The sequence below is a fragment of the Streptomyces sp. NPDC014991 genome (genome assembly GCF_043080665.1).
In the GTDB taxonomy this organism is placed as follows: Bacteria; Actinomycetota; Actinomycetes; order Streptomycetales; family Streptomycetaceae; genus Streptomyces.
This window is the reverse complement of record NZ_JBIBVY010000016.1, coordinates 117,083-136,089: the sequence shown is the minus strand read 5'-3', so window position 1 is coordinate 136,089 and position 19,007 is coordinate 117,083. Positions and strand designations below refer to the sequence as shown.

The window sequence follows — 19,007 nt, the reverse complement described above, 5'->3', positions numbered from 1 at the left end:
GGCAGGTCATGGGGAAGGCGGGCGTCGGGCATGGCGGTGCAGGAGGCGAGAGGGGACACGGGTGCCGAGGGCGGCGAGGGCGGCTGCACCTGCGGGGACTGCCCGCACGGCGCGGGGGAAGGACATCGGCGGGCCGTCGCCGCGTTCCTGCGCCGGCGCGACGAGTTCGCGGCCGGCCGGGGACTGCCGGCGGCCGTGGCACACTCGGCCCCGGCGTCCCGCCAGTGGGTCTCCGAGGAACTGACCCAGCGGGCCGAGGCCGTCGCCGAACGCGGCCGGGCCGAGGGCGCCACCTGGCTCACCCGGCTGTGGCTGCGGACGGTGTACACGGTGTGGGGCACGGTCACCGTGCTGCTGCTCACCGAGGCGCTCACCGCGATCGGCACGGGCTGGACCGGTGCCCGTACCGCCGCTCTGCTCGCCGCGTGCATCGTCGCCGGCGCGCTGACCGCCGCCTGCTTCTTCCACCGGGCGCGCGGCGGAGCGCTCGCGCCGGTGATCGGCGAGGACAACCGCATGTCCACCTCCCGTACCGTGGCCGTCTGCTGGGTGCTGTTCGTCGGTTACGCCGTCCTGCTGCTGGCCGCCCGCCTGGCCGCAGCCTCCGATCCGGCCGAACGTGACGCCCTGGTCTCGGGCCTCGGCCTCGCGCGCGGCGCGGGTGTGCTGACCGTCCTCGCCGTGGTGTGCGGCATCGCCGTCCTGGTCCGCCGGGTGGTGGGCCTGCGCGTCCTCACCCAGCGGCTCCAGAAGGTGCCGGCCCACCGGCCGCGCGCCGCCGACCTGCTCACCGACGACTCCGGCCGGGGCGCCTTCGCCGACATCCAGTACATCGCCATCAGCGCCGTCGCCCTGCTGTTCGCCGCAGTACGGCTGGCCCGCCGCCCCGACCGGCTGCCCGACCTGCCCTGGGGCCTGGCCGTGGTCGTGCTCATCTCGGCCGCGACCTATCTGGCCGGCAAGTACGCCGAGGGCGGCCGGCCCGTGATCCTCTCGGTGGTCCGCGCCCGCGAACCCGGCGACCTCGACGGACCCGTCCGTACCGGCGACGACATCGAGATCCGCGGCGCCGGTTTCGTCCCGCCCGGCGCCCAGACCGCCGACCACCTCTCCCGCATGGTGGTCCGCATCGGCGCCGTCGACGTCCACGTCCCTCTGGTCCCCGTCACCGGCGGCTTCCGCAACCCCACGGACACCGCCCTGACCGTGCCCGTACCCGCCGACGTCGAGCCCGGCGCGGTCGACGTCCAGGTGGTGACCGCCGCGGGCGCGGCGACCAACCGGTACCCGGTCCACGTGACGGAGTGAGCGACGGGGGAGCGGTGCGGGGCGAGAGGGCCGAGGGTGAGGGGCGAGGGTGAGGGATGAGAGGGGCGAGGAGGTACAGGTGCGGGGAGAGTGCGGGGAGTCCGGCGCGGCCCGCCTCCGGGGCGCGGCCCGCCTCCGGGGCGCGGCCCGCCTCCGGGGCGCGGCCCGCCTGCGGGGCGGGGCCCGGCCGGCGGCCCCACCCCCCGCCGTCCGCACGAACGTCGGAAATCCGGAAAATCGTCCGGGACAGGATTGAACGGGCTCCGTTCGTCATACGTATCGTCAGGCGAGGGACGCACGGTGGGCGAGAGGCGGCTGGCAGCGATGACTCACGGCATGCGGACGGACACGTACACCAACCGTCTGAGCGGTCCCCGCCCGTGGCGGGACGTCGCCACCCACTACGCCCTCCTGCCGCTGCGCGTCTTCCTCGGGGTCACGTTCGTCTACGCCGGCCTGAACAAGCTCACCGACAGCGCGTTCTTCCACTCCAGCGGTACCGGCTCGATCGGCGAGACCCTGCGCGCGGCCCGCGGATCCGCCGCCCTCCCGGCCCTGATCGACCTGGCCCTGAAGAGCCCGGTGGGCTTCGGCTACGCCATCGCCCTCGGTGAGCTGGCCGTCGGCATCGGCACCCTGCTGGGTCTGTTCGGCCGGCTGGCCGCGCTCGGCGGTGCGCTGATCTCGCTCAGCCTCTGGCTGACGGTGAGCTGGGCGACCACCCCCTACTACTACGGCAACGACCTCGCCTACCTGATGGCCTGGCTCCCCCTGGTCCTCGCCGGCGCCCCCTATCTCTCCCTGGACGCTGCCTGGCGGGCCCGGCGGCAGGTGGCCGGCGACTACCGCTGACCGCCCTCGGCACCTCCGCGTCTGCGTATCCCCCGGGTCAGGACGGCAGCGATGCCGGCCAGGCAGAGGCCGCCCAGCACGAGCGGCACGACCGCGAACCACGGTGTGTCCCACAGACCGCCCGCGTCCCCCGCGTACAGAGCACCGGTGGCGGTGAGGAAGAGCCCGGCGACCAGCTTCCCGGGCTGGAACTCATGACGCAGCACGGCTGACCTCCACCTGTCCCACACCGACGCCGAGCGTCAGGTCCAGCGTGCCGGCGTCCCCGGCGCCCTCGGCCGGCGCCAGCGTCATGTCCTTGTGCCTGCCGGGTTTCACGTCCACGTCCTTTCCGTTGTCCCCGGGCAACCGGATGTCGCCCACGCCCACATCGATGCTCATCCGCACGGTCGCGTCCGCCGGCACGATCACCTTGAGCTGTCCCGCGCCCACCCGGGCGTCCGTCGAGACCGTCCGCCCCTCGGGCGGACGCACCCGGGTCAGGTCCAGGGTGCCCCGGCCGGTGCCGAGGTCGTACGCGGACCGCAGCTGCGCTGTGGCCGCCGGCTTCCAGGACATGTCCCGCCAGTCGCCGGTGATGTCCCGGGGCAGGACCGCCGCGCCGGCCAGCAGGGCCGCCGTGACGAGCGCCAGGAACACCGTGCCCGCCCCGGTCCGGCCCAGGAAGGCGCTGAACGCGATGCCCAGGCCGAACACCGCCAGCGCACACGCCAGTCCGGTCTGGAGGCTGGTGCCGAGCGGGTGGCTGTCCCAGCTGAGCCCGGTGCCCAGGCCGCCCGCCAGCAGGGCCAGCAGGAACAGCCGGCCACCGATCCAGCGGGGACCGCGCGGTATCGGCGGCTCGGTGCGCGGCGGCCGCACCGACCCCTGGTGCGTCCAGGGGGTGGCGATGCCGACGTCGACGACCGAGGTGAGGTCCCGGTCCCGCGCGTCACCGGGCCCCCACAGATAGCCGGTGCCGCCGACATGGGTGCCGTCCTTGACGATCGGGTCCCGCCACCAGGACGGGTAGGTGACGACCGGTGGAGCCTGGGCCTCCGGCGGGGCGTCGGCGGCGGCCTGCGCGGCCAGCGGGTCGGGGTCGGGGGCGTCCCGGCGCCGCGACCAGTACCCGGCGCCCGCGAGCAGCAGCGAGAGCACCGTGGCGAACGCCAGCACCCCGCCGTTTCTCAGCATCGTCAGGAAGATCCCGCAGCCGACCAGGGCGAACAGCACGGCGGCCAGCGCCTGGCCGTCGACGCGGCCCGTGAACAGCTTGCGGAGCTCGTTCTCCTCCTCGTCCTCGTACGGCACCAGCATCCAGGCGAAACCGTAGAAGATGAGGCCGAGGCCGCCGGTCGCCGACAGCACGGCCAGGGTGATCCGGAAGATCACCGGATCCATGTCGGTCTGCCGTCCCAGCCCCGCGCACACACCCGCGATCATCTTGTGTCCACGGTCGCGCCGGAACCGCTCGGGGACCGCGGTGGCGTCCTGACGCTCTTCCCGCTCGCCGGTCCCGGTGCCGGCAGCGGCGTCGGTGCAGGCGCTGGTCCGGGTCTGGTTGTGGGTGCCGGGGCCGGCCGCTCCTGTCTTTCCCGTCGCGGCGGGCGCGGCATCCGTCGGCCCGGTGCCCGGGGCCGGGCGCGGGCCGGAGCCGGGTCCCGGACCCGTCGCGGCGTGCTCGTGATCCGTCATGCGTCCATGGTGACGGCCCGCCCGCCCCGGCGGCAGTCGGGACAACCCTGGGCCGACCCTGAAATCGGCCCCGAGACGGGCCGGGAAGCGTTCGACCGGCACCGAACCGCCGGATGTCCGCCCAGCCCGGCCGGCTCCGGCGGAAGATCAGGGGCGTCTCGGGGGCCGACCCTGATGCCCCGCCCCACCGGCCGTGTGACCATCGATGCCATGCCGGAAGCCGCAAGCCCGCCCCTCGACGACCCGCGGCCACCGCGCAAGCTCTACCGCAGCAGCGACGGACGCTGGCTCGGCGGAGTGGCGCGGGGCCTCGCCGGTCATCTCGGGCTGCCCGTCGTCTGGGTGCGGCTCGTCTTCGTCGGCCTGTTCATGGCCGACGGACTCGGAGCGCTGCTGTACGCGGCGTTCTGGTTCTTCGTCCCGCTGGGCGTCGGCGGCGTCGGCGGCCAGAAGCCGTCGCTGGTGGGCACGGAGACCTCACCGGACGGCCGGCGCAAGCTGGTGACCCGCAAGCCGGACCGGGGGCAGATCGCCGCGCTGCTCCTCATGGTCATCGTGTCCATGGTCTTCGTCGGCAGCGTCAATCTGGACGGCCCGGCCAAGGCCTATCTGGTGCCCGCCGTGCTCGTCGCGGCCGGTGTCGCCCTCGTCTGGCGCCAGGCGGACAACGCCCGCCGGGCCCGCTGGGTCGAGGTCGGCCGCCGGCGTCGCACCCTCACGCTGCTGCGTGCGGCCGGCGGTGTCCTGCTCGTCACGGCCGGTGTCTCGGCCGTCTTCGTCCTCCAGGGCTCGGCCGCCCACCTCGGCGCGGTCCTCCAGGCCGCGCTCGCCGTCCTGGTCGGCATCACCCTGCTCGCCGGCCCGTATCTGGTCCGCATGACCCAGGACCTGTCCGAGGAACGCCTGATGCGCATCCGCGCCCAGGAGCGCGCGGAGGTCGCCGCCCACGTGCACGACTCCGTGCTGCACACCCTCACCCTGATCCAGCGCAACGCCGACAACGCGAGTGAGGTGCGCCGTCTGGCTCGCGCCCAGGAGCGCGACCTGCGCACCTGGCTGTACAAGCCGGAGGGCACCGGCAAGGACGAGGCGGACGAACCGGACACGGTCGCCGAGGCGGTGCGGCGCAACGCCGCCGAGGTGGAGGACAAGCACGGTGTGCCGATCGAGGTCGTCGTCGTCGGCGACTGCCCGCTGGACGAGAGGACCGGCGCGCAGATGCAGGCCGCGCGCGAGGCGATGGTGAACGCCGCCAAGTACGGTGGCGACGGCGGTGCCGTACAGGTGTACGCCGAAGTCGAGGGAAAGACGGTCTTCGTGTCCGTGCGCGACCGGGGCCCCGGCTTCGACCTGGACTCGATACCCGCCGACCGCATGGGCGTCAGAGAATCGATCATCGGCCGTATGGAGCGCCACGGCGGTACGGCCCGGCTGCGGGCGGTGCCGGGGGGCGGGACCGAGGTCGAGCTGGAGATGGAGAGGGTGGAGAGGACGTCATGAGCGACGCGACCGAGGCGAACGGCACGGCGGGGGCGGCTGAGACGGCAGGGACCGAGGGGTCCGGTGACGGCGGCGCGGGCGGGCGGCAGGTACGGGTGGTGCTCGTGGACGACCACCGGATGTTCCGCACCGGCGTGCGTGCCGAGATCGGCCGGACCGCCGAGACCGGGGTCGAGGTGGTCGGCGAGGCCGCGGACGTCGACCAGGCGGTATCGGTCATCAACGCGACCCGGCCCGAGGTGGTCCTCCTCGACGTCCACCTGCCGGGCGGCGGTGGAGTCGAGGTGCTGCGCCGGTGTGCGGCCCTGATGGGGGATCCCGCACGGCCCGTCCGCTTCCTGGCGCTGTCCGTGTCGGACGCGGCGGAGGACGTGATCGGTGTGATCCGTGGTGGTGCCCGCGGCTATGTCACCAAAACGATCACCGGCACCGACCTGGTCGGCTCGGTCTTCCGCGTCCAGGAGGGCGACGCCGTCTTCTCCCCGCGGCTGGCCGGGTTCGTCCTGGACGCCTTCGCCTCCACCGACGCCCCGCCGGTGGACGAGGACCTGGACCGTCTCACCCAGCGCGAACGTGAGGTGCTGCGCCTGATCGCCCGGGGTTACGCGTACAAGGAGATCGCCAAGCAGCTGTTCATCTCGGTCAAGACGGTCGAGTCCCATGTCTCGGCGGTCCTGCGCAAGCTCCAGTTGTCCAACCGGCATGAGCTGACCCGCTGGGCGACCGCCCGCCGGCTGGTCTGACCCCTGCGGCACCGCTCCCGCATCCCCTTCGTCCCCGCCCTCACCGCGCCCCTCACCACAGCCCTGGTGGCCCCGACGCTCACGCCACCCGGGCCGCTCCCGCGAACGGCATCTGGTCGACCGGTGCCAGGCGGACCGGGGCCGACGGGTTGGGGGCGTGGATCATCTGCCCGCCGCCCACGTAGATGCCGACGTGGCTGATCCCGGAGTAGAAGAACACCAGGTCGCCCGGCTGGAGTTCGGAGCGGGACACCCGCCGGCCCGCGTCGATCTGGGCGTAGGTGGTGCGGGGCAGGGAGACGCCGGCCGAGCGGTAGGCGGCCTGGACCAGCCCCGAGCAGTCGAAGGCGTTCGGGCCGGTCGCGCCCCACACATAGGGGCTGCCGAGCTTGCCGTAGGCGTAGGCGACGGCCGCCGCCGCGCGTGCGGTGGTGGCCGGTGAGTTCCCGGCCCGCACCGGGTCCCGCGGGCCCGCGGCCGACCGGGAGACGTGCCGGCCCGTGGCGTCGGCGCCGGTGACCTCGCTCATCTGCCGGGGCGTCAGTCGCGCGAGCAGGCGCCGTGCCTCGTCCAGCTTGCCGGTGACGGTCCTCTTCTGCAGGTTCAGCTCCGCCTGCCGTGAGCGCAGCGACCTCAGCTCGATGCGCGCCGCACCGCGCAGCCGCTCGATCTCCCGCAGCTGGTCGCGTACGCGGGAGACGGCGGCGGCCTGCCGGTGACCGGCCCGTTCCGCGAACGAGGCGCCGTCCAGGTACCGGTCGGGATCACTGGAGAGGGCCAGTTGCCAGGCCGGGTCGATGCCGCCGCCCCGGTACTGCGCCGCCGCGACCGAGCCCAGAGCGTCACGGGCCGAGCTGAGTTTCTGCTGTCTGCGGGCGGCCTGGTCCTGGAGCCCGGCGATCCGCCCCTGGGCGGCCTCGGCCCTCTCCTTCGCCCCGTTGTACTTCTCGGTGGCCGTCTCGGCCTCCCGGTACAGGCGGTCCACCTCGCCCTTCACCTGCCCGGGCGTCAGCTGGGGCTCGGCGTGGCCGGTCCCGTCGAAGCCCGTCGCGGTGGCCGCGCCGGCCAGGGCGAGTGTGGCGGCTGTGCGGGCCGTATGGCCACTGAGCGAGCGTTGCCGGGGCTTGCGGTGCGCTGCCACCTGGACCGTCACGTCCTTCCGTACGGCTCGTATGTCGAGCGGTCAGTGCGCCCGGCGGCGGTCCGCACAGGGGGGACGGGCCGCCGCCGGGTCCTTCTCGGCGCGGGTGGCCGACTGCCGCCCCGGTCCGGGCGGGTGGGGAGCCGGTCACCTGAGGGAGGACGCTAGGCCGAACGGTGACGAGCCGGTAACGCACTGTACGGAACTGTTCTGGACGGGCCGGGATGTGACCACATGTGATCGCGTCGCCCGGCCGGAGTCGTTCCCTTGACGTTGCGTGATGATCAAAGCGTGGGGATCGGGACTGGCGGGGATGCTGGGGTGCTATGGCTCGCATATATGCGACACCCGCCGGCGACCTCCGGCCCCGTCACGGGCCCTGGGGTGGGGCCGGTGACGGAAGGCCGGGACACCCCTGGTTAGGCTCCGGCCCCATGGACGTACTCATCCATCTCTTCGTCGGCCTGCACATCGTCGGTATCGCCGCGCTGCTCGGCGGTTTCCTCACCCAGATGAAGGCGATGGGCCGGGGCACGGCCCGGTTCGTGCCCGCAATGCTGCACGGCGCGCTGACCATGCTGGTCACGGGCGTGGCGCTGGTCGGCCTCAACCAGGCCGACGACCACCACGTCAACACCCTGAAGATCGGCGTGAAGCTGGCCCTGCTGATCGTGATCCTCGGGCTGGTCTACGTAAAGCGCGACGAGGAGCGGATCGACAAGGGCCAGTTCGCGCTGGTCGGCCTGCTGACCACGGCGAACATCTTCATCGCCGTCCTCTGGACCTGATCGCCGGCCCAGAAGGTCGCCCACGCCGGCCCAGAGGGTCAGTCCACGCGGGGCCGGCAGGCCGGCCGACTCAGGGCCGGTAGGGCTGACCCGCCGGCCCCGCAGGTCAGACCGGCCGCACCACGCTGTGGACGGCCGACTCACCGGCGGAGGAGATCGGCTCCTCACGGACGTACGCGCCCGGCCTGGGCGCGTGGATCATCATGCCGTCGCCCGTGCAGAGCCCGACGTGGCGGCGGTCGTCGTGGAAGAAGACGAGGTCGCCGGGGCGGGCGTCGGCCGGCGGCACCGTGGTGCCGGCGGCGGCCTGGTCGCGGGCGGTACGCGGCAGGGTGACGCCGGCGGACTTCCAGGCGGCCTGGGTCAGGCCCGAGCAGTCGTAGGAGCCGGGGCCGGCGGCACCCCACACGCAGGGCTTGCCGAGCTGGGCCCGGGCGAAGGCGACGGCCTTCCCGGCCTTGGCCGCATCCGTGCCGGACGGCGCGGAGCCCTGGGCGGTCCGGCGCGCCAGCAGCACGCGCGCGTGGGCGAGCTTTCGCTGCACGGCGGCCTTCACGGCCTTGGGGTCCCTCCCAGCCCCCGCGGTGACCTCCGGCAGGCTGTCCGCGGGCGGTACGGCGGAGTCCGCGGGCGGTACGACGACTGCGGCCCGGCCCGGCACCATGGCCTCGCCCGGCGGTACGAGGGCCACGCCCCGAACCGGCATGACGGCGTCCCCAGCCGGTGCCGCCGGTGCGAGCGTCGTGACGTCTCCCCCGGGGGCCGGCGCCACGCCGCCCCCGCTCCGTCCGGGTGTTACGGCGGCCCGGCCCTCCGCCGGTGTCGCGGCGCCCGCTCTCCCGGTGGGTGCCACGGCGTCCCCGCCCCGCTCGGGCGGGAGGGTGGCCGCGTTCGCGGCGGGGACGGGGCCGCGGGGGGCGGGGACGGCGCGGGCCCGGGCCGCGCGTCGGGCGACCTCGTCACGGAGTCGCTGGAGGCTGTCGGCCTGCCGCCGTGGAGCGCGGGCCGGTTCCTCGGCCGTTCCGGCCGTCCCGGTCGCGGACTCCGCCCGGCGGTAGAGGTCGTCGATCTTCCGCTCGACCTCCTCCGGGCTCGGCCTGCCGTGACCGGCCTCGGCACCGGCCTCCGCGGTCTGGGAGAGCACGGCCAGGGAGGTGAGGGCGGCGGTGGCGAGAGCGGGGGTGCGGATGCCCGCTCCGGGGGTTCCGCCGGGGCGCGGCTTGCGGTGCGACGCCAAGGGAGGCGACTCCTTCCTAGCTGCCGCCTACCGGGTTAGCTGTCGGGTTCGGGCGGACGGAAGGGTTGCCCTACGGCGTCGTCCCGGGCGGGAGTCGGCCGATTCACCCCAGGATTCGGTGGGTCCCCGGCTCCGGGCGCCGCTCAGGGGGCACGCCGGACTCGGCGGAGGCCGCGCGGCCCGGCGACGTTCGCCGGAGGGGGGTCGTGCGGCCTGACGGCAACCTAGCCAACTCGTGTGTCTTCTGTGAAGGTTGGTGCGCAGTATGTCCGATACATTTCCGTGACCTCGGGAAGGTTTCACGCACGCGTGACCAGGTGCTTCCGGTGCGTGAGGGTCGTGGGGGACCTGTGCGGCGAAGATCGTCCTTCGGGACGGTGACCGGTTGTCGGTGGGGCGCCCTAGACTCGGAGAGCGATGAGCAGCCTCTTTGACGACAGCTTCCTGGCGGACCTCCAGCCCCCGCGTGGGCACGACGAGGAGCTCCCGCCGCCGCCCGAGCACGACCACGCTCCGGAGCCGCTTCCGGACGATCTGTTCGGCGGGAAGTTCGACGTGCCGCCGGACCGGGACTCCCACTACCGCGACGGCGCCCCGCGCCCCGTGATCGACGCGGCGGCACTCCTGGAGGGGCTGAACGAGAACCAGCGCGCCGCGGTCGTGCACGCCGGCTCGCCGCTGCTGATCGTCGCCGGCGCCGGCTCCGGCAAGACCCGTGTGCTCACCCACCGCATCGCCCACCTGCTCGCCGAGCGGAGCGTCCACCCGGGTCAGATCCTCGCGATCACCTTCACCAACAAGGCCGCCGGCGAGATGAAGGAGCGCGTCGAGCAGCTCGTCGGCCCACGCGCCAACGCGATGTGGGTGATGACCTTCCACAGCGCCTGCGTGCGCATCCTCCGCCGCGAGTCCAAGAAGCTCGGTTTCACCTCGTCGTTCTCGATCTACGACGCGGCCGACAGCAAGCGCCTGATGGCCCTGGTCTGCCGGGATCTCGACCTCGACCCCAAGCGCTACCCGCCCAAGTCCTTCAGCGCCAAGATCAGCAACCTCAAGAACGAGCTGATCGACGAGGAGGACTTCGCCGCCCAGGCCACCGACGGCTTCGAGAAGACCCTCGCCCAGGCGTACGCGCTCTACCAGTCGCGGCTGCGCGAGGCCAACGCCCTCGACTTCGACGACCTGATCATGACGACGGTCCACCTGCTGCGCGCCTTCCCGGACGTCGCCGACCACTACCGCCGCCGCTTCCGGCACGTCCTGGTCGACGAGTACCAGGACACCAACCACGCCCAGTACGCCCTGGTGCGCGAGCTGGTGGGGACGGGCGAGCGTGCCGCCGAGGACGTCGACGTACCGCCCGGTGAGGGCGACCTGCCGCCCGCCGAGCTGTGTGTCGTGGGTGACGCCGACCAGTCGATCTACGCCTTCCGGGGCGCGACGATCCGCAACATCCTCCAGTTCGAGGAGGACTACCCGAACGCGACGACGATCCTGCTGGAGCAGAACTACCGCTCCACGCAGACGATCCTTTCCGCCGCGAACGCGGTCATCGAGCGCAACGAGTCCCGCCGCCCGAAGAACCTGTGGACCAACGCCGGCCACGGCGCCCGCATCACCGGTTACGTCGCCGACACCGAGCACGACGAGGCCCAGTTCGTCGCGGACGAGATAGACCGGCTCACCGACGCGGGCGAGGCACGCGCCGGGGACGTCGCCGTCTTCTACCGCACCAACGCCCAGTCCCGTGTCTTCGAAGAGGTCTTCATCCGTGTCGGCCTGCCGTACAAGGTGGTCGGCGGCGTCCGCTTCTACGAGCGCAAGGAGGTCCGGGACGTCCTGGCCTACCTGCGCGTTCTCGCCAACCCCGAGGACTCGGTGCCGCTGCGCCGCATTCTCAACGTGCCCAAGCGGGGCATCGGCGACCGCGCGGAGGCCATGGTCGACGCCCTCGCCCAGCGGGAGAAGATCAGCTTCCCGCAGGCCCTGAAGCGGGTCGACGAGGCGTACGGCATGGCCGCGCGGTCGACGAACGCCGTGAAGCGGTTCAACACGCTGATGGAGGACCTGCGCACGATCGTCGAATCCGGCGCCGGCCCCGCGACCGTCCTCGAAGCCGTGCTCGAACGCACCGGGTACCTGGCCGAGTTGCAGGCCTCCACCGACCCGCAGGACGAGACCCGCATCGAGAACCTCCAGGAACTCGCGGCCGTGGCGCTCGAGTTCGAACAGGAGCGCGGCGAAGGGGAGGCCGGCACGCTCGCCGACTTCCTGGAACAGGTCGCCCTGGTCGCCGACTCCGACCAGATCCCCGACGAGGAGGGCGGCGACGGCGTCATCACGCTGATGACGCTGCACACCGCCAAGGGCCTGGAGTTCCCGGTCGTGTTCCTGACCGGCATGGAGGACGGCGTCTTCCCGCACATGCGCGCCCTCGGCGAGGCCAAGGAGCTGGAGGAGGAGCGGCGCCTGGCCTACGTCGGCATCACCCGCGCCCGGGAGCGGCTGTACCTCACGCGGTCGGCGTTGCGCAGCGCCTGGGGCCAGCCGTCGTACAACCCGCCCTCCCGCTTCCTGGAGGAGATCCCGGCCGTCCACCTGGAGTGGAAGCGGACGGGGGCCGCGGCGCCGGTGTCGTCCGGACCGGTGTCCGGGATCGCGTCCTCGCTGTCCTCGTCCCGTTCGCGCTCCTCGGCATCGGGCGCGTCGGGGTTCGCCACGCGGCGCACGGCCGAGAAGCCGGTGGTCGCGCTGGCCGTCGGCGACCGGGTCACCCACGACCAGTTCGGGCTGGGCACGGTCGTCGGGGTGAAGGGCACGGGTGGGAACGCGGAGGCCACGGTCGACTTCGGGGACACCAAGCCGAAGCGGCTGCTGCTGCGGTACGCGCCGGTGGAGAAGCTGTAGTGCGAAAGGGCCCCCGCCGGGCGGCGGGGGCCTGCCGGTCCCTACGTCGGATCGAGTCCGTGACTACGCAGCCACGGCAACGGGTCTATGGCCGCCCCGCCCGCCGGGCGCACCTCGAAGTGCAGGTGCGGGCCCGTGGAGTTGCCGGAGTTGCCGGAGTAGGCGATCGGCTGGCCTGCCTTGACGGTCGTACCGGAGGCGACGCGGTAGCTGGACAGGTGGCAGTACCAGGTCTGCGTGCCGTCCTTCGACGTCAGGATCAGCATGTTGCCGTAGGCGCTGTTCCACTGGGTGGTGACCGTGCCGTCGGTGGCGGCCATCACCGTGGTGCCGTAGGAGACCGGGAAGTCGATGCCGGTGTGCACCGACATCCAGTTGACGCCCGCCTGGCCGAAGTACGCGCTGAGTCCGCGCTGTGCGACCGGCAGCACGAACTTGGGGCGCAGCCGTTCCTTGAGCGCGGCCTCCGCCGCGGCCTTCTTCTTCTCCAGCGCCTGCTGCGCCACGAGGTCGATCCGCTCCTGGGTGCGGCTCGCGCGGTCGGCGAAGTCGTGGGCGCCGTCGGAGAGCGTCCTGAGCTGGGTGTCCAGCTTGCTGTTGGCGATCGACGGCTTGACCACCTGCACGTCCGGGGCGGAGGCGGTGGTGTCCTCCGAGCTGTCGCCGAGCGCGCCGACCGAGGCCGCGGCGACTCCGGCGACCCCCATCACGCAGGCCGAGGGCACGGCGACGGTCAGCAGCGCGGAGCGCTTCGCGGGCGTACGGCGCCGGGAGCGCGCCGCGCCGCGTGAGCCGGCGCGCGTCTCCGGTGCCGAGCCGGTGTCCTCCTGGCCGTCCAGCAGGCCGGTCACTGCGGGCAGTTCGCCGGTGGAGTCCGGCTCGTCCCCGTCGGAAGGCTGTTCGTCGTAGGCGGTGTCCTCGTACGGCACCCGCTCGAAGGCCGCGGCCCGCGGCTCGCCGGCCGCCTCGAACGTCGCCGTGGCCTGCTGGTCGAAGGGCTCGCCACCCTGCTCGGATTCCGCCGTCCCGGCCTGCTGCCCGGCGGAGTTCCACTGCGTGGCGTCGTACGCGCCCGTGTCGAAGGTCTGGGTGCCCCACTCCCACTGCTGGGCGGGGTCGGCTGCGCCGGGCCGGTCGGTCGGGAGCCATGCGCCCGTGTCCCACTGGCCGCTGACGTCGTTGCCGGTGGCCTGCGCGGGGACCGTCCAGGCGGTGGTGTCGTAGACGCCGGAGTCGTAACCGGCTTGGTGCTGGGCCGCGTACGGGTCGTAGTCGGCGGGCTGGCCGCTGCTCTGCTGCCACTGGGCCGTGTCGTACGCGCCGGTGGTGTGCTCACTGCCCGGAAAACTGCCGAAGAGCGGGTCGGTGGCGAAGGCCGTGGTGCCCGTGGAGCCACTCGTGAAACCGGTGGCGTCATAGCCGCCGTACGTGGTGAGGTCGTCGTAGGGGCCTTCCTGTGCCCCGTACGGCGCGTAGTGCGCGGTGGAGGCGTCGGAAGCCGGGGCCGGGGTGGTCATGGTCCCCGACGGGTGACGATCGTTCACCAACTTCTCTTTCGCCTCGACAACAGGGGCTGCCAGAGCAGTGCGGCGACTGTACCCGGCGGTACGCGGGCACGACAATCTTCGGCTTGTTTCCCGTGGGCCTGAAACGGGCATTCGGATGTGTTTCGGGGGGTGCGGAACGCGAGCTTGGCCTTGCGTTCGAAGACTGTTCGATGTCGGGTGACTCCGAGTCAGCTACAAGAGACGGACCGTTTCCCGGTCGGAACCGCCTCAGGCCACGGTCAGGCCCTCGCCGACCCGCTCCCCGGGGTGCGGAGCGTCGAGGACCTCGCGTATCCCGGCGGCCACGGCGGGGTGCACGGGCAGGGCGAGATGGCCGATGCCGGTCACCCGGACGTTGCGCGCGTCCAGATCGGAGCGCTCCAGGCAGGCCGTCTCCAGCGGGTCCATCATGGAGTCGAGGTCGCTCCAGAAGCTCACGAAGCGCGTACGGCAGCCGGGCGCGGGCCGGGCCAGCTCCTTGATCACCGGCGATCCGGGCCGCATCTGCCGCACGATCGGATGGGCGTCGGCCAGCGGTGCCACCCTGGTCCCGGAGTGCGGTGTACCGAGCGTCACCAGCGTCCGTACGCGCAGGTCACCGCTCAGGCACTGGACGTAGTAGCGGGCGATCAGGCCGCCGAGGCTGTGTCCCACGATGTCGACCCGGGCGCTGCCGGTGCGCTCGCAGATCTCCTCGATGTGGCGGCCGAGGAGGTCGGCCGCGGCCCTTATGTCACAGGTCAGCGGGGAGTAGTTCAGCGACTCGACACGCTGCCTGCCGTGCTGGGCGAGGGTGCGGCGCAGCAGGACGAACACCGAGCGGTTGTCGATGAAGCCGTGCAGCAGCACGACCGGCGTGCCCGGATGGGCCGGCAGCTGGGCGGCGCCCTTCGCCGCGGCCAGGGCCGCCGAGCGGCGCTCCTGGGCGAGGCCCGTCGGATACAGCAGGAGATGCCCGGCGAGGATCGCCGCCTCGAGGGCGGTCGCCTTGAGCAGCGCCATGGACAGTCCGGTCAGTCTGCCGGGCCACAGGCGGCGGCAGACCGGGAGGAAGAGTGGCAGTACCCCGGTGACCTTCATGGCCGACCTCCTGTCGGCACGCCGGGAGACGGCTCGATCCCCCGTGTGCCCTCATGTCCCACCATGTGATTTCCCCCTCCCTGCGCGCCGTGAAACCGCGGGTTGCGGGATGCTGGGGATAACGTTCGTTCACTTCGCGACAGTGGCGGGACGCGCCAAAAGTGCGGTACTTGTCGGTAGGGACGGAAGCGATCGCTTCCGTGGTCGCTTGATGGAGGCAGTGATGGGTGTGGCAGCCGGTCCGATCCGCGTGGTCGTCGCCAAGCCGGGGCTCGACGGCCACGATCGTGGGGCCAAGGTCATCGCGCGCGCGTTGCGCGACGCCGGCATGGAGGTCATCTACACCGGGCTTCACCAGACCCCGGAACAGATCGTCGACACGGCCATCCAGGAGGACGCCGACGCGATCGGCCTCTCCATCCTGTCCGGCGCACACAACACGCTGTTCGCCGCGGTCATCGACCTGCTCAGGGAGCGGGACGCGGCGGACATCCTCGTCTTCGGGGGCGGCATCATCCCGGAGGAGGACATCGCGCCGCTGAAGGAGAAGGGCGTCGCCGCGATCTTCACGCCGGGCGCCACCATGACGTCGATCGTGGAGTGGGTGCGGGAGAACGCCGGTCAGCCGGCCGCGTCCGGCGGCTGAGGGGCTTCCCGCGACGGCGGAGGAACTGCCCGCGGCGGTGGGACGGGTGCGGGTGGTGGTGCCGGTGTCTGTGGTGGCCGAACGGTTGCCGGTAGTGGTCGAGCCGGGGCGCCGGTGCGCGGCGGTGTCAGCTCCTGTGCCATCACCGCCCGTAGCCGCAGCGTCGTGACCAGGCGCTGGAACGCCTCCGCCCAGTACCCGCCGGCCCCCGGCGCGGAGTCCTCCCGCTCGTCGGGTACCGCCAGCAGCGCCTCCAGCCGAGCGGTCTTCGCCGGGTCCAGGCAGCGCTCCGCCAGCCCCATCACCCCGCTGAAGCTCCACGGGTAACTGCCCGCGTCCCGCGCGATGTTCAGGGCGTCCACCACCGCCCGGCCCAGCGGGGCGGCCCAGGGGACGGCGCACACCCCGAGCAGCTGGAACGCCTCCGACAAGCCGTGCGTCGCGATGAACCCGGCCACCCACGCGGCCCGCTCCGCCGGGGCCAGCGCTGCCAGCAGCTTCGCCCGTTCCGCCAGGGACACCGCGCCCGGGCCGCCCGCCTCCGGCGCCGACGGCGAGCCGAGCAGCGCCCGGGACCACGCGGCGTCCCGCTGCCGTACCGCCGCCCGGCACCAGGCCGCGTGCAGCTCGCCCTGCCAGCCGTCCGCGACCGGCAGCGCCACGATGTCCTGGGTCGTCCGCCCGCCGAACCGCCCGGTCCAGGTGCCGAGCGGGGCGGCTTCCACCACCTGCCCCAGCCACCACGATCGCTCCCCTCTGCCCGAGGGCGGTGTGGCCACCACACCGTCGCGTCGCATGCCGGAGTCGCACTCGGGCGGCGGCTCCACCACGATCACGGGCGAGTTCCCCGTACGGTCCAGGGCCACACATGCCGCGGCCCGTACGGCCATCCGCGCGGCGAGGGCGGAACCCGGCAGCGCCGACAGCAGGTCCGCCGCGGTCGCCCGGACATTGCGGCTGCGGTCGCCCAGCGCCTGCTCCAGGAACGGCTCGTCCGCGTCCGACAGGCCGGTACGCAGCGAGTCGAGGAACATCAGCCGGTCTTCCGCCCGCTCCGTCGCCCACGTCGACGCCAGCAGGTCGCGCCCGAGCGCCGGGGTACGGGCGCGCAGGGCGCCCAGCAGCGCCACGCGCTCGGCGAACAGTCCTTCCGACCACAGCCGGCGCACCGCCTCGGCGTCCTCGGGGCCGGGCAGGGTGGCGCCGCCGCCCGGGGCCGCGCGCAGGGCGAAGCGCCAGTCCGGGTTCAGCCGGGCCAGCCACAGGGCGCGCGGTCCCGCGAACGCCAGCACAGCCGGCCGCAGGTCCGTACGGCCGCGGGCCGCGTCCAGCAGCGCGGGCAGCGTCTGCGGGGGTGCCGCGTACCCGTGCGCGTTGGCCGTCGCGAGCCACTGCGGGAGCAGCTCCATGAGGTCCGGGGAGCTGCCCCGCCGGCCGCCGGCGCCGGCGGAACGGTCGGCGAGCAGCGTGGTGAGCCGGTGCGCCGCCGCCGTGGGCAGGGCGGGCCGCGGGTCCGCGGGAGCTCGCTCCGGCCGCCGTGCCGCCCGCGCGGGCCGTAGCCCGGCCCGCCGCCGTACGGTCGCCACGGCGGCCGCGTCCAGAAGCGCGACCGGCGCGGCGCGCCCGGGCGCGCCGTACGCCGGTGCGCGCCGGTCGGTGCCGAGGAGCGCGGCGGTCACCAGGTCCTCCCAGGAGCCGCCGGGACCTGCGGGCGCCATGCGGTCCGACGCGGCGCCGACCGACCCCGTGCCGCTGCCCGGCCCGGCGCCGCCCGCCGGGGTCCCGTGACCGTCCGGTGTCCCGCCGGCGGCCGGTGTCCCGTTGCCGCCCGGCGCCGCGCTCACGCCCGGCGTCGGGCTGTCGGCCGGTGCCGCGTCGTCGGACGGTGTGCGGGTGCCGGCCCCGGACCCCCCGTGGCCCGGGTTCCCGTTGCCGGCCGTGTCCCCGCTGTCGGCCGGTGTCGCGTCGTCGCCCGGGGCATCACTGCCGTCCCGGGTCCCGCTGCTGTCCCGGCTGTCCGGTGTCTGCGTGCGGGCCGGTGTCCCCTCGTCGGCCGGGGTGTCCTTGCCGGGTGGTGTTCCGTTCATCGTGTTTCCCTTCCGTTCGCCTGGCGGGGTGTCCCTGGGGGCTCTGCGCGCACGGTCAGCACAGGGGCACCGCGTCGCCCGTTCCCTCCGGCCAGGCGGTGAGCGGGGTGAAGCCGCGGTGGCCGGACTCGCCGAAGACCGTGACGGGGGCGCCGCCAGAGAGGGCGACCAGCCGCCACAGGCCGGCACGGGAAAGGGCGGCCCGGGTCAGTGGCAGGGCCGTGTCCGTGTCGGCGTCGGCCAGCTGCCACTGGTCGCCGTCCGGGACCGGTATCACCCGGCCCAACGTCACCGGGACCGACTCCAGCCAGGGGTCGTCGCACAGGGCCTCGCCGTACCGGGCCGCCGCCTCCGTGGCGGTCACGCCCGGCGGGCGGAACGCGGCCGGGGCCGGGGCGGCGAACCGTTCGCCCAGGGCGGCCCGGGACCGGCCGGCGCCCGGATAGGCGGACAGGTCCGCGTCCAGGGCCAGTCCGACCGGCAGCGCCGTCTCCGGCGCTCGTCCGCCCGCGCCGTAGGACAACAGCAGCCGGGTGTGGCCGGACCCGGCGCCGTACAGCCATATCCGGCGGGTCGTCAGTTTGGCGTCCGCCGTGTCGTACTGGGCGAGGACCAGCCAGCGGTCACGCACCGGCGGGCCGTCCGGCGTGGCGGGCAGGCCGAGCCGGGAGCGGACCGTGGCCGCGAGGACGTCCGGCAGTGTGTCGCGGCGCAACCAGCCCTGGTCGAGGAGGTGCAGCAGCGCGCACTCCTCCAGCAGCCGGGCGGGCCAGCCCGCACCCGAGGCCGGTATCGCCCCCAGTTCCCGCACCCGGGCGGCCAGCCCGGGGGCCTGTGCGTCGACCATGCGGGCCGCCGTCTCGTCCCACAGCCCGTACCCCGCCTGTTCGGCCGCCGCCAGGCCGCCACGCAGCAGATCCGTCAGGCGCTGTTCCAGTTCCGTCGCGCCCGCCGTGACCCGCTCGGCCCGGCGCTCGGCCCGCCTCCGGGCCCCCTCCGGAGCGGCGGCACGGGCCGGCGAACCATCGTCGGCCTGTGCCGCTCTCGGCGCCTCGCGTCCGCGCCGGCCCGCGAGCCACTGCTCTGCCCAGTCCGGCGGCTGCGCGGACCCCGGCACCGCGTCGTCACCGCCCGCCCAGAGCAGCAGCAGGCCGAGCGCGTGCTTGCACGGGAACTTACGGCTCGGACAACTGCACCTGTACGCCGGCCCGGCCACGTCCGCCAGGTCCACCACCGTCTGGTACGGCCTGCTGCCGCTGCCCTTGCACAGCCCCCACACCGACCCCTTCCCGCTCCCCGCCCCGGACCACGGCCCGGCCACGCCGAGTCTGCTCCCCGCCTTGCGTGACGCGGCGTCAGGCGCCAGTGCCAGCACCTGATCCGCGGTCCAGCGCACCCCCTGCTCAGTCATGCCACCGACGGTAGGTCCCACCACTGACAATCGCCCCGGCGAGTGCATTCGTGCAGGTCACAGCGATTGTCAGTGGCGTGGTG

General features: G+C 73.7%; 15 protein-coding genes and 1 riboswitch. Of the genes, 7 read left to right on the top strand and 8 right to left on the bottom strand.

The window, feature by feature from the left end; translation table 11 throughout:
- Nucleotides 1-30: 30 nt before the first annotated feature.
- Nucleotides 31-1,308, top strand: coding sequence for a hypothetical protein (locus tag ACF1BE_RS24225; RefSeq protein WP_392201108.1), 1,278 nt, complete (start codon nucleotides 31-33; stop codon nucleotides 1,306-1,308).
- A 324-nt stretch (nucleotides 1,309-1,632) separates the two neighbouring features.
- Nucleotides 1,633-2,160 carry a DoxX family protein gene (locus tag ACF1BE_RS24220; RefSeq protein WP_392201107.1) on the top strand — a complete coding sequence of 176 codons (528 nt, stop codon included), beginning with the start codon at nucleotides 1,633-1,635 and terminating at the stop codon, nucleotides 2,158-2,160.
- On the opposite strand, the gene ACF1BE_RS24215 is transcribed toward ACF1BE_RS24220, so the two are convergent.
- A complete protein-coding gene (locus ACF1BE_RS24215) occupies nucleotides 2,151-2,366 on the bottom strand; it encodes a hypothetical protein (RefSeq protein ID WP_392201106.1) in 216 nt (71 codons plus the stop codon). The two genes, ACF1BE_RS24220 and ACF1BE_RS24215, sit on opposite strands and share 10 nt — an antisense overlap.
- Nucleotides 2,353-3,837, bottom strand: a complete 1,485-nt coding sequence (locus ACF1BE_RS24210) for a PspC domain-containing protein (protein ID WP_392201105.1) — start codon at nucleotides 3,835-3,837, stop codon at nucleotides 2,353-2,355. Before ACF1BE_RS24210 ends, ACF1BE_RS24215 begins: the two co-directional genes overlap by 14 nt.
- A gap of 174 nt (nucleotides 3,838-4,011) precedes the next feature.
- On the opposite strand from ACF1BE_RS24210, the gene ACF1BE_RS24205 reads away from it, so the two are divergent.
- Nucleotides 4,012-5,337, top strand: coding sequence for a PspC domain-containing protein (locus ACF1BE_RS24205; protein WP_392201104.1), 1,326 nt, complete (start codon nucleotides 4,012-4,014; stop codon nucleotides 5,335-5,337).
- Nucleotides 5,334-6,080, top strand: a complete 747-nt coding sequence (locus tag ACF1BE_RS24200) for a LuxR C-terminal-related transcriptional regulator (RefSeq protein ID WP_392201103.1) — start codon at nucleotides 5,334-5,336, stop codon at nucleotides 6,078-6,080. The genes ACF1BE_RS24205 and ACF1BE_RS24200 overlap by 4 nt, the downstream gene beginning before the upstream one ends.
- Before the next feature lie 79 nt (nucleotides 6,081-6,159).
- Here the strand turns inward: ACF1BE_RS24200 and ACF1BE_RS24195 are convergent, their stop codons facing one another.
- Nucleotides 6,160-7,221 carry an NlpC/P60 family protein gene (locus ACF1BE_RS24195; protein ID WP_392201155.1) on the bottom strand — a complete coding sequence of 354 codons (1,062 nt, stop codon included), beginning with the start codon at nucleotides 7,219-7,221 and terminating at the stop codon, nucleotides 6,160-6,162.
- Nucleotides 7,222-7,655: 434 nt separating this feature from the next.
- Here ACF1BE_RS24195 and ACF1BE_RS24190 point away from each other — a divergent pair, with 434 nt between their 5' ends.
- Nucleotides 7,656-8,009, top strand: coding sequence for a hypothetical protein (locus ACF1BE_RS24190; RefSeq protein ID WP_392201102.1), 354 nt, complete (start codon nucleotides 7,656-7,658; stop codon nucleotides 8,007-8,009).
- Between the two features lie 106 nt (nucleotides 8,010-8,115).
- Here ACF1BE_RS24190 and ACF1BE_RS24185 read toward each other — a convergent pair whose 3' ends face one another.
- A complete protein-coding gene (locus ACF1BE_RS24185) occupies nucleotides 8,116-9,246 on the bottom strand; it encodes an NlpC/P60 family protein (RefSeq protein WP_392201101.1) in 1,131 nt (376 codons plus the stop codon).
- Between the two features lie 8 nt (nucleotides 9,247-9,254).
- A riboswitch (cyclic di-AMP (ydaO/yuaA leader) is annotated at nucleotides 9,255-9,423 on the bottom strand.
- Nucleotides 9,424-9,663: 240 nt separating this feature from the next.
- On the opposite strand from ACF1BE_RS24185, the gene pcrA reads away from it, so the two are divergent.
- Nucleotides 9,664-12,153 carry a DNA helicase PcrA gene (gene pcrA, locus ACF1BE_RS24180; RefSeq protein WP_392201100.1) on the top strand — a complete coding sequence of 830 codons (2,490 nt, stop codon included), beginning with the start codon at nucleotides 9,664-9,666 and terminating at the stop codon, nucleotides 12,151-12,153.
- A 41-nt stretch (nucleotides 12,154-12,194) separates the two neighbouring features.
- Here the strand turns inward: pcrA and ACF1BE_RS24175 are convergent, their stop codons facing one another.
- Together ACF1BE_RS24175 and ACF1BE_RS24170 are read right to left on the bottom strand one after the other, a co-directional pair.
- Nucleotides 12,195-13,697 (bottom strand): M23 family metallopeptidase, encoded by a 1,503-nt coding sequence (locus tag ACF1BE_RS24175; RefSeq protein ID WP_392201099.1) that lies wholly within the window; start codon nucleotides 13,695-13,697, stop codon nucleotides 12,195-12,197.
- Nucleotides 13,698-13,928: 231 nt separating this feature from the next.
- Nucleotides 13,929-14,780, bottom strand: coding sequence for an esterase/lipase family protein (locus ACF1BE_RS24170; protein WP_392201098.1), 852 nt, complete (start codon nucleotides 14,778-14,780; stop codon nucleotides 13,929-13,931).
- Between the two features lie 223 nt (nucleotides 14,781-15,003).
- Between ACF1BE_RS24170 and ACF1BE_RS24165 the strand changes: the two genes are divergently transcribed.
- On the top strand, nucleotides 15,004-15,426 hold the full coding sequence (locus ACF1BE_RS24165) for a cobalamin B12-binding domain-containing protein (protein WP_356818597.1): 423 nt from the start codon (nucleotides 15,004-15,006) through the stop codon (nucleotides 15,424-15,426).
- Here ACF1BE_RS24165 and ACF1BE_RS24160 read toward each other — a convergent pair.
- Nucleotides 15,402-17,144 carry a DUF5691 domain-containing protein gene (locus tag ACF1BE_RS24160; protein ID WP_392201154.1) on the bottom strand — a complete coding sequence of 581 codons (1,743 nt, stop codon included), beginning with the start codon at nucleotides 17,142-17,144 and terminating at the stop codon, nucleotides 15,402-15,404. The two genes, ACF1BE_RS24165 and ACF1BE_RS24160, sit on opposite strands and share 25 nt — an antisense overlap.
- 424 nt (nucleotides 17,145-17,568) lie before the next feature.
- Nucleotides 17,569-18,924 carry an SWIM zinc finger family protein gene (locus ACF1BE_RS24155; RefSeq protein ID WP_392201097.1) on the bottom strand — a complete coding sequence of 452 codons (1,356 nt, stop codon included), beginning with the start codon at nucleotides 18,922-18,924 and terminating at the stop codon, nucleotides 17,569-17,571.
- Between the last annotated feature and the right edge of the window lie 83 nt (nucleotides 18,925-19,007).